Here is a 12,843-nt window from a genome sequence, read left to right as displayed (position 1 = left end):
TCGTGATTCGACGGACACCGGACGATCTCGTCAGATCCCGGCCTGATCTGCAATTTCCCTGGCTTTGGCGACCAAGGCGTCAATACGTTCCACGGTGGGAGTTCCGCTCTCGGCGGCATTCTGCGGTTCGTCGCGGGCGCGACGCATCACGCCCTCGGCGATCACGGCAATCTTCCACAGTCCCAACGTGTGCCAGAACTTCAGCGCAGCAGGATCCCGTCCGGTGGCCTCGAGATAGATCCGGGAGATCTCCTCTCGCGAGGGGAATCCCGGGAGTGCCGACGCCGGGAAATCGCCGCCGGTATTCTCACCAGCCGCCGGCCAGTACGCCAACAAGCTTCCGACGTCCGCCAACGGATCACCGAGTGTGCACAGTTCCCAGTCGAGGGCCGCGACAACTTCGCCGTTGCTCGCCGAGGTGATCACATTGCGTAGGTGAAAGTCGCCGTGCACCAACGTGGTTTCAGTGTGATCCGGCTGGGCTGCAATCAGGCGTCGGGTGAGATCGTCGAGATCAGGGCATTCCCGCGTCTTCGACTGTTCCCATTGACCTCCCCAACGCTTCAACTGCCGTGCAGCGTAGGGCTTGTGGCTTGCCAGGTCGTCGAGACCGGCCTGCTCGAGGTCGACGGCGTGTATCTTCGCCAGCGTCTGAGCGAGCGAGATTCCGATTGCCCGGCGACGATCTTCCGACAACGCCTCCGCAAGAGGCATTCGGTCCACCACTTCGCCGTCCACGAATTCCATGAGGAGCAGCGGAACTTCGGTGACGGCAGGATCCTCGGTCAACCCGAATACTCGCGGCGAAGGCACGTCGGTGGATTCGAGAGCGCTCAGGATTCGAGCCTCACGCGCCACGTCGTGAGCCGAGGCCAGCAGATGCCCCAGCGGTGGGCGTCGTAGCACCCAGCGATTGCCGTCCTGATCGCGAACCAGGTACGTGAGATTCGACTGCCCCAAGCCGATTCGATCGAAGGACAACGGCCCGGAAAAGTCGATCCCCAGGCCTGCGATCCACCCGGTGACCGCTTCGGTATCGAGTCCCACTACTCCGACGCTAGCCACCGACGGACGCTCCCTGCCGGAACGGGAGTGCGTCACCCAACAACTGGCCACCGTCGATGGTCATGATCTCGCCGGTGATCCACTGGGCTGCATCCGAAACCAGGAAGGCAATGGCAGCGGCCACGTCCTCGGGTTCACCGATGCGTCCGAGAGCAGTCGACGCGGACACCGCTTCTTCGTGTTCTTTCCACAGAGCTTCGGCGAGTTTGGTTCTCACCACTCCCGGCGCAACGGCGTTGACACGAATCTTCGGTGACAACTCGAGCGCCAACTGCTTGGTGATGTGGATCAGAGCAGCCTTCGACGCGTTGTACGTACCGATTCCCGCCTCGAACGCCATGCCGCCGATCGAAGCGGTGTTGACCACGGAACCACCGTGCTCGCCCATCCAGGCCCGCGCTGCGAGGCCGGTCCACAGGACTGGAGCCCACACGTTGACGTCGAAAGTCTTGGCGAAGCGCGAGTGATCCTGGTTGATGATCGGCCCGAACGACGGGTTGGTGCCCGCGTTGTTCACCAAGATGTCGAGACTGCCGAAACGCTCGATCGTCTGCTCGACGCACTTGCGTGCAGCATCCTCGTCCGTCGCGTGAGCGCCGACGCCGATCGCGTTGCCGTTCACCTGCGCGGCAGCCGCATCTGCGGATTCCTGTGAGCGCGAAGTCAGTACGACGTTTCCGCCCGCCGCCGCAATCGCCTGCGCGGTCGCGAGGCCGATGCCCCGCGATGCGCCTGTGACGATTGCCGTCTTACCGGTGAGATCCAGTCCTGCCATGTCAGTTCGCCTTGACTTCGCGGTACTTGCGCAGTTCCTGCTTGGCGATGGCGCGCTTGTGCACCTCGTCCGGGCCGTCGGCCAGGCGAAGGGTGCGCATGTGGGCGTAAGCCATCGCGAGCGGGAAGTCGTCGGTGACGCCGCCACCGCCGTGAACCTGGATGGCGCGGTCGATGATCTTGAGCGCGATGTTCGGTGCCGCAACCTTGATGGCTGCGATCTCGGTGCGCGCTTCCTTGTTGCCCACCGTGTCCATCATGTGTGCGGCCTTGAGCGTGAGGAGTCGAACCATCTCGATATCGATACGAGCCTCGGCGATCCAGTCCTGGATATTCGCGTTGTCACTGACGGGCTTCCCGAAGGTGATGCGGGTGGATGCGCGCTTGCACATCAGTTCCAGTGCGCGCTCGGCCATTCCGATTGCACGCATGCAGTGGTGGATGCGGCCGGGGCCGAGGCGGGCCTGGCTGATCGCGAATCCTTCACCCTCACCGGCGAGAATGTCCTTGGCCGGGACGCGCACGTCCTCGAAAGTGATCTCGCCGTGTCCTTCGCGGTCCTGGTAGCCGAAAACCGGCAGGTTGCGCAGGATCGTGACGCCGGGAGCATCGATCGGCACGACCATCATCGACTGCTGACGGTGGGTGGCGGCATTGAAGTCGGTCTTACCCATGACGATCAGAACCTTGCAGTTCTGGTGCAAGGCGTTGGAAGCGAACCACTTACGGCCGTTCAGCACGTACTCGTCGCCGTCACGGTCCATACGGAGCTGGATGTTGGTGGCGTCGGAGCTGGCAACCTCGGGCTCGGTCATCGCGAAAGCGGAACGAATTTCGCCTTCGAGAAGCGGCTTGAGGTACTTCTCCTTGTGCTCGTCGGTGCCGAAGAGCGTGAGCACCTCCATGTTTCCCGTGTCCGGAGCGGCGCAGTTGGTGGCCTCGGAGGCCAGGTGGCTGCGGCCCATGATCTCCGCGAGCGGTGCGTATTCCAGGTTGGTCAGGCCGGGGCCCCATTCGGGATGGGGATGGAAGAGGTTCCACAGCCCGCGGGCCTTGGCTTCCTTCTTCAAGTCGTCGATGATCGGCGGCTGAAAGTGCGGGTTACCGGACTCACGCATCTGCTCTTCGTAGACCGCTTCGGCCGGGTAAACGTGCTTGTCCATGAAATCGAGCAGTTCGGCCTGGTACTTCTTGGTGCGATCCGAGAACTCAAACACTGACATGTGAACTCCTGACAGAGAGGGAAGGAAAATTGGGGGCTCGATGTTCGAGATGGCTGTTGACACCCTCGACGACATCCGGGCCGTGAAATGCGTTCAGCATCAGCGATTCCGCATGCCTGGCGGAATCAGTGAAGGTCGAGTGCGCGTCGGCACTCATCTGAGATTTGATGACGGAGAGGGACGTCGGCGAGCAGTTCGCCGCGATGTCCTCGGCGTAAGCAATCGCCGCATCCAGAACGTCACCGCCGGTGACCAGGTGGTCGATCAGACCGATGCGGTACGCCTCGTCGGCGTCCACCATCCGGCTGGAAAGCAGAAGATCGACTGCTCGACTGTGCCCGACCAAGCGGGGCAACATCCAGGAGATGCCGTACTCCGCAATCAGGCCTCGACGCGCGAACGCGGTAGTGAATCGTGTTGCGCTCGAACCGAAACGAACGTCGCAGTACAGAGCCTCGACCATTCCGAGCCCGGCAGCGACGCCGTTGACGGCGGCGATCAGCGGCTTGCGGATGGTGGTCGGGAAATGACGGTCTCGCGGCCGGACAAGATCACTTTCGGAGACTTCGCCGACGTTCTTCAAATTGCCGAGGTCAGCCCCCGAGCAGAATCCTCGGCCGGAGCCGGTGACAACAATTGCTCGGACACTGGGATCTTCGTCTGCCACGGCCAGAAAGTCGTAGTACTGATCTTCGAGCTCGTTGGTCCACGCGTTGAGAACGCGGGGCCGATTGAATGTCAGAACCAGCACCGCTCCTCTCTGCTCGGAGAGGACGAGTTCCTCGGTCATCGTGTTCCCGCGAGGAGCGACGCCTGGTACCGGCGCATCCCGCGCAGCCAACGGTCGTAGTCGGCGCCCTTCTGCCGGTACATGTCCAGCACGTTCTTGTGCGGAAGGATGAGAAACTCTTCGGCATCCACTGCCGCAAGAACGATTTCGGCGCATTCGGCAGGCTCGAGAACATTGCCTGCCGCAAGCACGGCTCCGGTTGCGGCCTTGCCGACCGGATCGCCGGAGTTCTCACCTTCGTAGAGAAGCTTGGTGTTGACGCCCATCGGGCACAGGCAACTGACGCGAACACCCTGATCTCCGTAGGTGATCGAGAGCCACTCGGCAAACGCGACCGCGGCATGTTTGGTCACCGAGTACGCGGCGGACCCGACCTGACTGAGCAAGCCGGCCGCAGAGGCCGTGCTGATGAAGTAGCCCTCCCCGCGCTCCGTCCAGCCGGGGACGAGGAGCCTGGCAGCGCGAATGTGGGCGCGAACGTTGACGTCGATCGTCGTGTCCCAGACGTCTTCACTGATGTCGAGGCCCATGCCACCGGTAACGCCGGCATTGGCGAAGTAGAGGTCGACCGGGCCGAATTCCTTTTCCGCCTGCGCGATCAGGCCCGCAATGACCGTCTCGTCGGAGACGTCGCCACCGGCAGACACGGCCGCTCCGGGACGCTCCGCGTTGATCGCCTCTGCTACTGCCGAAGCTGCTGCCCCGTCCAGGTCAGCCACTACGACGCGAGCACCCTCGGCAGCCAGTCGCTCGGCCAGTGCACCGCCGATTCCCCCGCCGCCACCGGTGACAATTGCTACCTTCTGGGCAACCTTCATGAGCGATTCCTCTCGCTTGCGTCATACCTACGCGCTGACAGTGATCCACGTCTCCCCTCATGTATAGTTGAATCCGGCGTCAGTTTCAACCGTCGAATCGCGACGGTCACCCGAACGGCCCGTTCCGTCCTCCTGAACTGCGAGTAAAGGGATAACGATGACTGAAAACCAATTGCCCGTCCGCCCGTCCACCTTCGCCGAGCTCGAGAAGCTCATCGGCCAGGAACTTGGCCCGACGGAGTGGTACGACATCACCCAGGAGCGCATCAACGCGTTCGCCGAAGCCACAAACGATCATCAGTGGATTCATGTCGACCCGGAACGAGCCGCATCGAGCCCGCTCGGCAGCACGATCGCGCACGGACTCTTCAGCCTCTCACTGGGACCCCAGTTCTCCTACCAACTCATCCACTTCGACGGCTTCGCCCACAGCCTCAATTACGGCTACGACAAGGTTCGCTTCCCCGCTCCCGTTCCCGTGGGATCCCGGGTCCGGATGCGCGCAACCGTCGTGTCCGCGGAGCAGTTGCCCGGCGGAATCCAAGTGAAGATGAGCCAGGTGGTCGAGCGCGAGGGTTCCGACAAGCCCGTCGTGGTCGCCGAATCCGTCGCTCGCGTCGTCGAAAAGAGCTGAACCGAAAAGAGCTGAACCGAAAAGAGCTGAACCGAGACTGGGACGCCCGGCCGCTCGAACATCGATGCAGCCGGGGCGGCCCACCTCGTCAGAGACGGTCGGGGAACTTCAGAGCGTTCGCCCACAGATCGGTCACAGTGGCGACAATCTGATCGAACTCCAGTGAACGCCCGTCCACCTCACCCTCACGAAGGGTGAACAGACTGTAGGCGAGTCGACTCACCATGCCGGACAGAGCAATCGACGCCGTCATCGGATCCAGCGCCGTGTCCGCGATGCCGCGGGACTGCAGATCTGCGATCCCGCGGGCATTACGGCGTATGAACGCATTGGCACGCTCGCTGCGGAACTTCCGGAACTCCGGGTCGATGTGAGCAACCTGCTCCATGAGCCCCATCAACTTCGCATTGCGTTGATACGCGGCCAGATACGCTCGATTACTTGCCTCGAGCACGGCGTACGGATCGTCCGCGCTCGCAACGCGTCCCATGCCCGGGTGCATCATGTCGTCTCGCGCGACCTCGAGGACGGCGGCGAACACCTCTTCCTTGTTCGCGAAGTACGTGTAGAACGATCCCGTCGCGCAACCGGCTTCTTTTGCGATGTCGATCAAACGTGCATCGAGATAGCCACTGCGCTCGAAAACCTTACGGGCAGCAGCAACCAATGCCGCACGCGTGCGTGTCCCCCGCTCGGTGGTCGGTCGATCCCGGAGCAGCGCGGGCGGAGCCACCGGTAAGGCGGCAATTCGCGATTCGTCGTCGAGCACGGTGCGCTCCTCATCCTTCCGATCAACATCATTTTCGGGACAATCCCAGCAGACTCGATGTTGACGCCGGATTCAAGTGTACGCTCTGGTGAGACCCAGGACACACAATCGGTCGATTCCTCCCGAAAGGCAGAACCATGGTTAGCGTTCTCGACCCGGTGACCCGTCACGCGGAAGCCACTCCGGAAAATATTGCAATTCGCGGCACGGATAGTCATTGGACATACCGACAGCTCCACGACGCGTCTCTGGCGTTTGCCGGCCGCATTCGCGACGAAGGGTTGAGCATCGGCGACCGGGTTCTGCTCGCGGCGCCGTCGGTGCCTGAATTCATCGTGGCGTACATGGGGATTCAGGCTGCAGGTTGTGTCGTGGTGCCCATCAACACGATGTCGGCGCAACCCGAAGTCGAGTACGTACTGGACGACGCCGAGATTTCGCTGGCGATCGCCTGGCACCAGCTCGGTCCCGCAGTTCAGGATGCAGGGAGTGCGCGCGGCGTCCCGGTGTGGACGCTCACCGAAGAATCGGCGAAGGCCGACCATCCACCGGCAACGGTGGTCGACCGCGACACAGCGGACACCACGGCGATTCTCTACACCTCCGGTACCACCGGACGTCCGAAGGGAGCTCAGCTGACAGTCGGGAATCTGTTGTCTGCCGGTGAGATCGGCGCCGAGAGCAGCCGCGGAAATCCCTCGGACCGCACCGGTACCGGACTGCCGCTCTTTCACATCTTCGGCCAGGGTTCGGTCATGATGGCAACCTTCACCGGCGGCGGATCACTGTCCCTGCTCGCCCGGTTCGACCCGGCCGCCATGCTCGACCTGGTGCGTCGGGACAAGCTCACCATCATGGCGGGCGTCCCCACCATGTGGAATGCCATGCTGCACGCCGCAGCCGACGTGGACAGCTCCGACTTCGAACAACTGCGGATCGCAATCTCCGGTGGCGCATCACTTCCCGGTGAAGTCGCTCGCGCCTTCGAAGCACGGTTCAACTGCACAATCCTCGAGGGCTACGGCCTGACCGAGACGAGCGCATTCGGAACTTTCAACAGCATCGACCGCGTCGCAAAGATCGGATACACCGGCCGCGCCGTACCGCGCACCGAGGTCGAGGTCCGTGATCACGACGGAAATGTCTGCCAGGCAGGCACAGTGGGCGAGGTATTCATCAAAGGACCGACGGTCATGAAGGGCTACTGGAAGCGCCCGGCCGACACGGCCGCCGTCCTGTCCGACGACGGATGGTTCCGCACCGGAGACCTCGGCGAGACCGACGCCGACGGTGACCTTCGCATCGTCGACCGCGTCAAGGACCTCATCATCCGCGGTGGATACAACGTCTATCCAGGCGAGGTCGAAGAGGTGCTCTACCAGCACCCCGACATCATCGAGGCCGCGGTGATCGGTATACCCGACGACTACTACGGCGAGGAGGTTGCGGCGGTGGTGGCCGTTCGCCCAGGCTCCGACCTCGAAGCAGATGACGTCACCTCGTGGGCTCGGGAACGTCTGTCCGCCTACAAGATTCCGCGGGTCGTCCAGTTCATCGACGCGCTCCCGAAGGGTTCGACGGGAAAGATCCTCAAGCGATCGATCGACCGCACCGAACTCCGCGCCCAGAAGCAGAACTGAAAACACAGGTGAACCCCGGCGAGATTTCGCCGGGGTTCACCTGTCCATGCGCTCAGAGTGCCCTGTCCATGCGCTCAGAGTGCGTCGAAGTACTCGATCTGCGGGGCGCCTGCGAGGAAGGGCGCCATCGCCTTTCCAGCGGCCTGGAAATGCTCGGACGATCCATGGGCCTTGATCGCAGCACTGTCTTGATACAGCTCCATGAACTTGTAGGAATTCGTATCCGTCTTCGAGCGGATCAGTTGATACAGAACCGTTCCGGGCTCTTCCGTGCGCACCTTCTCGGCAAGTTCGGCGACTACGGCTTCGAACTGTTCGCCGCTTCCGTCTTTGACGGTGATATCCGCGATGACAGCAATCATTCATTCCTCCAAAAGTGTTCCAGCAGTATTCGAGTGTTACCGAGAACCTACAGTTTCACTGCATGGGCAGTAGTCCGAACGTCGATTCCAACTGACTGCGAGTGCTTTCCGCATCGGTGTGGAGAATGCCGGCGATCCCCAATCGTGCCGCGCCGTCGAGGTTCTGTTGCAGGTCGTCGATCATCACGGCGCCTTCGGGCGCAACACCCAGCCGCTCGCACGCGATGGTGTAGATCTGACGAGAGGGCTTACGAATCCCGATTTCCGAGGAGATCACCACTTCGTCGGCGAGGTCCTCGAGCACAAAACCCGCGTAGCAATCACGCCCGAAAGCATTGGACACGAGCGCAACAGGGTGACCCGCCGCTCGGACGTCGGCAATCAGTCGCACCATCTCTTCGTCTCGGACAAGCCCGGCCTGCATACGGTCGACCAACCCTTCGCTGTCCACGACGGCGCCGTGCGCTCGTAGCCGTTCCCCGAATCCTGCTTCGAAGGCCTCCTGGTCGATCTTTCCGGATTCGTGATCGGAGAGCAGCTTCTTCGAGACGTCGTCGCGGGAGAGCAGGGTCAACGGAAGTCGTGGGTCGCCGCCAAGCGAGGCCCCGAAATCTTCGAAGGCCCGCAGCACACTGGAGGTGAGAACTCCACCGAAATCGACGAGCACTGCCGTACGCGTGGGTGTCATTGCTCCATCAGACACCAAACATGAACCCGGCGTCAACATCAATTTTGGCGTAGCGAGAATTGCAAAGTGTTGATCCACAACCGGTTGACGGTATCGAGCAGACCGTCGAAGGTCACTCCGGCGGCGCCGTCCTCGCCGCCGCGGGATACGAAGTACCCGAACGCAAGTCGACTGATCATCCCGGAGAGTGCCCGAGACGTCAGTAGCGGATCCAGATTCGCGTCCGCCAGTCCGGCCTTCTGCAGCTTCTCGATACTGCGCGCGTTGCGTCGAACAAACGCGTCAGCACGCTCGAGGCGGAGAACCCGGAACTCCGGATCGATGCTTGCTACCTGCTCGAGCAGTCCCATCAGCTTCGCGTTCCGTCGGTATGCCTCGAGGTACGCGCGGTTACTCGCCGCGATGACCTCAGCAGGATCCGCGCCTTTCGGAGTGTGCGGCATACCCGGATGCATCATGTCTTCGCGTGCCAACTCCATCACTGCCGCGAAGATCTCTTCCTTGCTCGCGAAGTAGGTGTAGAAGGTACCCGCCGAGCACTGCGCCTCCACAGTGATGTCGATCAGCCGCGAGTCCAGATAGCCGGACCGTTCGAAAACGGTGCGGGCCGCATCGATCAACGCTCGACGCGTACGCAAACCACGCTGAGTGGAGGGGAGTTCCCGTGACACTGTCGACGAAGCATCTTCGGAGCCTGTGCGTGCTGCAGCCATGCTCCAGTTATACGTCAGACGCCCGCTACCGGTGACCGATAGCGGGCGTCTGCTCGAAACCGAAAGAGTTACTTGGCGTACAGGTGCGCGCCCGGAATTGCGTTCGGATCGTCCCGAACTTCCTTCGGGTTGGTCTCTTTCAGCACCCAGGCACTGAAGAAGGTCACCAAGCCCATGAGGGCTACGAACACGGCAACCCATGTCGTGGTTCCGGTCTTCGCGATAAGTGCTGTCATGATGAACGGAGTGCCACCGCTGACCGTGATCGCAGCCAACTGGTAGGCCAACGATGCTGCCGAGTAGCGCACGTTGGGTGCGAACAGCTCACCCATGTATGCCGCGATCGGCCCGTAGGTCATCGACTGGAACACGCTGCCAACCGTCACCGCGATGAAGAACAGCGGCAGGGACTTGGTGTTGATCAACCAGAAGTACGGGAATGCCCAGACCACGATCGCCGCGGCGCCGATCAGGATCATCGGACGACGACCGATCTTGTCGGACATCTTCCCGGACCACAGCACCACGCCGACTGTCAGCAACGCGCTCAGGAGCGAGATGATGAGCAGTGAGTTCCGCTTCAACCCCAGTTCGGTTGTGCCGTAGCTGAGCACGCCGGCGATGCTGATGTAGAACAGTGCATTGGTGGCGGCCAGAAGTCCGCAACCGAGCAGAATCTTGCGCCAGTGATCCTTGAGCGCCTGCGCCAGTGGAGCCTGAACGACGACGTCCTTTTGGTTCTTCTTGGCGTCTTCCTGCAACTCGAGGAATTCCGGCGTGTCCTCGACCTTCGTCTGGATGTACAGAACCACAGGGAAGAGCAGCGCGCTGGCGAAGAACGGAACTCGCCAACCCCAGCTCAGGAATGCATCATTGGAAATGGTCGCGGTCGCGACGAGGAAGACCAGGTTGCCCAGCACTACACCGAACGAGACACCCATCTGACCGAAAGTGCCTGAGAATCCGCGCTTCTTGGGACTCGCGGATTCGGTGAGGAGAAGGACGATTCCGCCCCACTGGCCACCGCAGGCGAGACCTTGGATGAATCGCAGTGTCACCAGAAGAATCGGAGCGACGACGCCGATTGCCGAAGCACTCGGGATCGCGCCGATCAGGAACGTCGCGACAGCCATCAGCAACAGGCAGGTGACGACAGCGGGCTTACGCCCATACTTGTCGCCGAAGTGTCCGGCGACCAAACCGCCGATGGGGCGGGCAACGAAGCCGGCCCAGAACGTACTGAACGAGAGCAATGTGCCCATCAGTGCGGATGAATCGGGGAAGAACACATGCGGAAAGACCAGTGCCGCAGCCGTTCCGTACAAGAAGAAGTCGTACCACTCGATGGAACTGCCGAGCAGTCCCGCGCCTAGAAGTTTGCGGTGCGCCTTCTTCTTCTTCCGTTCCTGATCGGACAGGCCCCCTGCCTGCGTGCTCGAATCCACTGCCGATCTCGTCATGGGTTACTCCTCGATGGGTCGGACGCTCGTCGCGCCGGGAGTTGAGAAGCGGAACCGGGCCAGAAGTAGAAACTGACACCAACTTCAACTCTGTGGCGTTGCAATCAGTCTGCGATACAAAAAGAGTGATGTCAATCACTGAAATGCATTGCCGCATAGGGGACTAAATCCCCTACCGATGCTCGTCAGCCACCACGACGAATGGCCGGCTCACCTTGTCGGCGGCCGGCAATTCGTTTGTCAGGCAGATCTAGTTCGGTACCCGCAGTTCACGACGAAGAATCTTGCCGCTCACTGTTTTCGGGAGGTCATTCATGACCTCGACGATGCGTGGATACTTGTATGCTGCAAGCCTTTCCTTGCAGAACTCGACCAGATCCTCGGTGGTCGCCTCGGCACCGTCCTTGAAAGACACGAAGGCCTTCACGGTTTCGCCGCGATACGGATCCATGACACCGACGACAGCAGCCTCTCGTACGGCGGGGTGTTCGTAGAGAACATCTTCCACTTCGCGTGGCCACACTTTGAAGCCCGACGCATTTATCTGATCCTTCATCCGGTCGACGATGTAAAACCAACCGTCGCCGTCCATGAATCCGATGTCGCCGGTGTGAAAACGCCCGTCCGGCATGGCATGTGCGGTCTCGTCCGGCTTGTTCCAGTATCCGAGTGCAACCTGGGGACCGGAGACCACGATCTCGCCGTACTCCCCGACCTGTACCGGCTTGTCGTTCTCGTCCACCACCTCGGCGTACGTATTCGATACCGGTACGCCGACAGCAACGGCCCCCGACGCCGGATCTACCGGCGCTTCACGCGAATTCGGCACCACGATTGCCGGGCTGTTCGTCTCGGTCAGCCCGTAGCCGTTGTGAATGTAGTGACCGAACTTCGCCCGGAACGCTTCCAACGCCGCGTGCGGGATCGGCGCGCCACCTGAATACACCGACTCGAGAGAGCTCAAAGATTCCTTCGAGACTGCGGCGCTGTCCGTCCACGCGATGAATACCGTGATCGCTCCGATGATCGCGGTAGCCCGATGCTCCGAAATTGACTCCGCTGCAACGATGGGATGGAATCGGCAGGTCAGAATCGTGGGCGCGCCGGCCAGGAGTGGAGCCGCGACGTGCCCGATCAACCCGGTGATATGGAACAGTGGCGCCACCGCAAACATCGCGCCGCCGGGGCGCAACCCCAGCCAGTCCCGATAGATCTGCGCTGCGAACACGACATTTGAGTGCGAGTTCATCGACCCCTTCGGCGGGCCGGTTGTCCCTGACGTATAGGGAAGGTAGGCAAGGTCTTCCGGGGACAGATCGACCTCCTCGGGCTTCTGCCCTCGATGAGCCTCGATCAATTCCAGTAGATCCGGAAATCCATCGTGCCGAATCCTGGACGCCGAACCGAAGATCCGTTCATCGTCGCGCGACTGAAAATCCAGTTGCGACGTGGTGATCACCCGTCTCACTGCGGTGCCCTCGGACGCAGTCGCCACGGTCTCGGCCGAGGACTCGAGACAGATGACTGCCGCCGCTCCGCTGTCGGCCAGTACGGTGGACAGCTCACGGTCGCGGTACATCGGATTGACCGGAACGACGACGGCACCGAGCTTCCAGACCGCGACTGTCGCGATCACGAACTGCGGAACATTCTGCAGGACAAAGGAAACTCTGTCTGCGAACCCGATTCCATCCTTGGCGAGGGCTACGGCAAGCGCATCCGACATCTCGTCGAGCTCGGCAAAGCTGACGGTCCTGTCGAAGTACCTGATGATCGGGGCAGTGCGATCGCGCTCCAGCGAAGCACGGAACATCGCGAGGGCGTCGACGTGCTCGATGTCTACGTTCGGCGGAGTGTCGGCGTCGTAATTGGCGAGCCAGGGCTTGCTCTCGTACACGTTGGTCATA

13 protein-coding genes are annotated in these 12,843 nt (G+C 61.6%); 2 read left to right on the top strand and 11 right to left on the bottom strand.

The window, feature by feature from the left end:
- Nucleotides 1–30: 30 nt before the first annotated feature.
- From QRN54_RS20140 to QRN54_RS20120, 5 genes are read right to left on the bottom strand one after another with little or no spacing between them, the layout of a single operon-like run.
- Nucleotides 31–1,065, bottom strand: a complete 1,035-nt coding sequence (locus tag QRN54_RS20140; protein ID WP_039973187.1) for a phosphotransferase family protein — start codon at nt 1,063–1,065, stop codon at nt 31–33.
- A complete protein-coding gene (locus tag QRN54_RS20135) occupies nt 1,058–1,840 on the bottom strand; it encodes an SDR family oxidoreductase (protein ID WP_007730827.1) in 783 nt (260 codons plus the stop codon). Before QRN54_RS20135 ends, QRN54_RS20140 begins: the two co-directional genes overlap by 8 nt.
- Before the next feature lies 1 nt (nt 1,841).
- The gene (locus QRN54_RS20130; RefSeq protein WP_019745701.1) at nt 1,842–3,062 is read right to left on the bottom strand and encodes an acyl-CoA dehydrogenase family protein; all 1,221 of its coding nucleotides are present in this window, start codon (nt 3,060–3,062) and stop codon (nt 1,842–1,844) included.
- A complete protein-coding gene (locus QRN54_RS20125; RefSeq protein ID WP_050656976.1) occupies nt 3,049–3,852 on the bottom strand; it encodes an enoyl-CoA hydratase-related protein in 804 nt (267 codons plus the stop codon). Before QRN54_RS20125 ends, QRN54_RS20130 begins: the two co-directional genes overlap by 14 nt.
- On the bottom strand, nt 3,849–4,670 hold the full coding sequence (locus QRN54_RS20120) for an SDR family oxidoreductase (RefSeq protein ID WP_003942864.1): 822 nt from the start codon (nt 4,668–4,670) through the stop codon (nt 3,849–3,851). Before QRN54_RS20120 ends, QRN54_RS20125 begins: the two co-directional genes overlap by 4 nt.
- Nucleotides 4,671–4,827: 157 nt before the next feature.
- On the opposite strand from QRN54_RS20120, the gene QRN54_RS20115 reads away from it, so the two are divergent.
- Nucleotides 4,828–5,304: a MaoC family dehydratase gene (locus QRN54_RS20115; RefSeq protein ID WP_003942878.1), complete on the top strand. Its 477-nt coding sequence runs from the start codon at nt 4,828–4,830 to the stop codon at nt 5,302–5,304.
- A gap of 88 nt (nt 5,305–5,392) precedes the next feature.
- Here the strand turns inward: QRN54_RS20115 and QRN54_RS20110 are convergent, their stop codons facing one another.
- Nucleotides 5,393–6,073 (bottom strand): TetR/AcrR family transcriptional regulator, encoded by a 681-nt coding sequence (locus QRN54_RS20110; protein ID WP_285182941.1) that lies wholly within the window; start codon nt 6,071–6,073, stop codon nt 5,393–5,395.
- Between the two features lie 137 nt (nt 6,074–6,210).
- Here QRN54_RS20110 and QRN54_RS20105 point away from each other — a divergent pair, with 137 nt between their 5' ends.
- Nucleotides 6,211–7,713 carry a class I adenylate-forming enzyme family protein gene (locus QRN54_RS20105; RefSeq protein WP_285182940.1) on the top strand — a complete coding sequence of 501 codons (1,503 nt, stop codon included), beginning with the start codon at nt 6,211–6,213 and terminating at the stop codon, nt 7,711–7,713.
- Nucleotides 7,714–7,787: 74 nt separating this feature from the next.
- On the opposite strand, the gene QRN54_RS20100 is transcribed toward QRN54_RS20105, so the two are convergent.
- The 5 genes from QRN54_RS20100 to QRN54_RS20080 form a co-directional block, all read right to left on the bottom strand.
- Nucleotides 7,788–8,075: a putative quinol monooxygenase gene (locus tag QRN54_RS20100; protein WP_007730819.1), complete on the bottom strand. Its 288-nt coding sequence runs from the start codon at nt 8,073–8,075 to the stop codon at nt 7,788–7,790.
- A 55-nt stretch (nt 8,076–8,130) separates the two neighbouring features.
- Nucleotides 8,131–8,763, bottom strand: a complete 633-nt coding sequence (locus QRN54_RS20095) for an HAD family hydrolase (protein ID WP_285182939.1) — start codon at nt 8,761–8,763, stop codon at nt 8,131–8,133.
- A 38-nt stretch (nt 8,764–8,801) separates the two neighbouring features.
- Nucleotides 8,802–9,476 carry a TetR/AcrR family transcriptional regulator gene (locus QRN54_RS20090; protein ID WP_003943027.1) on the bottom strand — a complete coding sequence of 225 codons (675 nt, stop codon included), beginning with the start codon at nt 9,474–9,476 and terminating at the stop codon, nt 8,802–8,804.
- A gap of 68 nt (nt 9,477–9,544) precedes the next feature.
- Nucleotides 9,545–10,936 (bottom strand): MFS transporter, encoded by a 1,392-nt coding sequence (locus QRN54_RS20085; protein WP_030536042.1) that lies wholly within the window; start codon nt 10,934–10,936, stop codon nt 9,545–9,547.
- Between the two features lie 250 nt (nt 10,937–11,186).
- The gene (locus tag QRN54_RS20080) at nt 11,187–12,842 is read right to left on the bottom strand and encodes an AMP-binding protein (RefSeq protein ID WP_285182938.1); all 1,656 of its coding nucleotides are present in this window, start codon (nt 12,840–12,842) and stop codon (nt 11,187–11,189) included.
- Nucleotide 12,843 lies beyond the last annotated feature (1 nt).

Origin of the sequence: Rhodococcus sp. MEB032 (genome assembly GCF_030208925.1) — a bacterium.
Classification (GTDB): domain Bacteria; phylum Actinomycetota; class Actinomycetes; order Mycobacteriales; family Mycobacteriaceae; genus Rhodococcus_F; species Rhodococcus_F qingshengii.
This window is presented reverse-complemented; position numbering and strand designations above follow the sequence as displayed.

Bases quoted from the DNA above. Each gene is read 5' to 3' on its own strand.
- QRN54_RS20135 (WP_007730827.1), bottom strand. From the start codon at position 1,840: ATGGCAGGACTGGATCTCACCGGTAAGACGGCAATCGTCACAGGCGCA.
- QRN54_RS20130 (WP_019745701.1), bottom strand. From the start codon at position 3,062: ATGTCAGTGTTTGAGTTCTCGGATCGCACCAAGAAGTACCAGGCCGAA.
- QRN54_RS20125 (WP_050656976.1), bottom strand. From the start codon at position 3,852: ATGACCGAGGAACTCGTCCTCTCCGAGCAGAGAGGAGCGGTGCTGGTT.
- QRN54_RS20120 (WP_003942864.1), bottom strand. From the start codon at position 4,670: ATGAAGGTTGCCCAGAAGGTAGCAATTGTCACCGGTGGCGGCGGGGGA.
- QRN54_RS20115 (WP_003942878.1), top strand. From the start codon at position 4,828: ATGACTGAAAACCAATTGCCCGTCCGCCCGTCCACCTTCGCCGAGCTC.
- QRN54_RS20105 (WP_285182940.1), top strand. From the start codon at position 6,211: ATGGTTAGCGTTCTCGACCCGGTGACCCGTCACGCGGAAGCCACTCCG.
- QRN54_RS20100 (WP_007730819.1), bottom strand. From the start codon at position 8,075: ATGATTGCTGTCATCGCGGATATCACCGTCAAAGACGGAAGCGGCGAA.
- QRN54_RS20095 (WP_285182939.1), bottom strand. From the start codon at position 8,763: ATGACACCCACGCGTACGGCAGTGCTCGTCGATTTCGGTGGAGTTCTC.
- QRN54_RS20090 (WP_003943027.1), bottom strand. From the start codon at position 9,476: ATGGCTGCAGCACGCACAGGCTCCGAAGATGCTTCGTCGACAGTGTCA.
- QRN54_RS20085 (WP_030536042.1), bottom strand. From the start codon at position 10,936: ATGACGAGATCGGCAGTGGATTCGAGCACGCAGGCAGGGGGCCTGTCC.
- QRN54_RS20080 (WP_285182938.1), bottom strand. From the start codon at position 12,842: ATGACCAACGTGTACGAGAGCAAGCCCTGGCTCGCCAATTACGACGCC.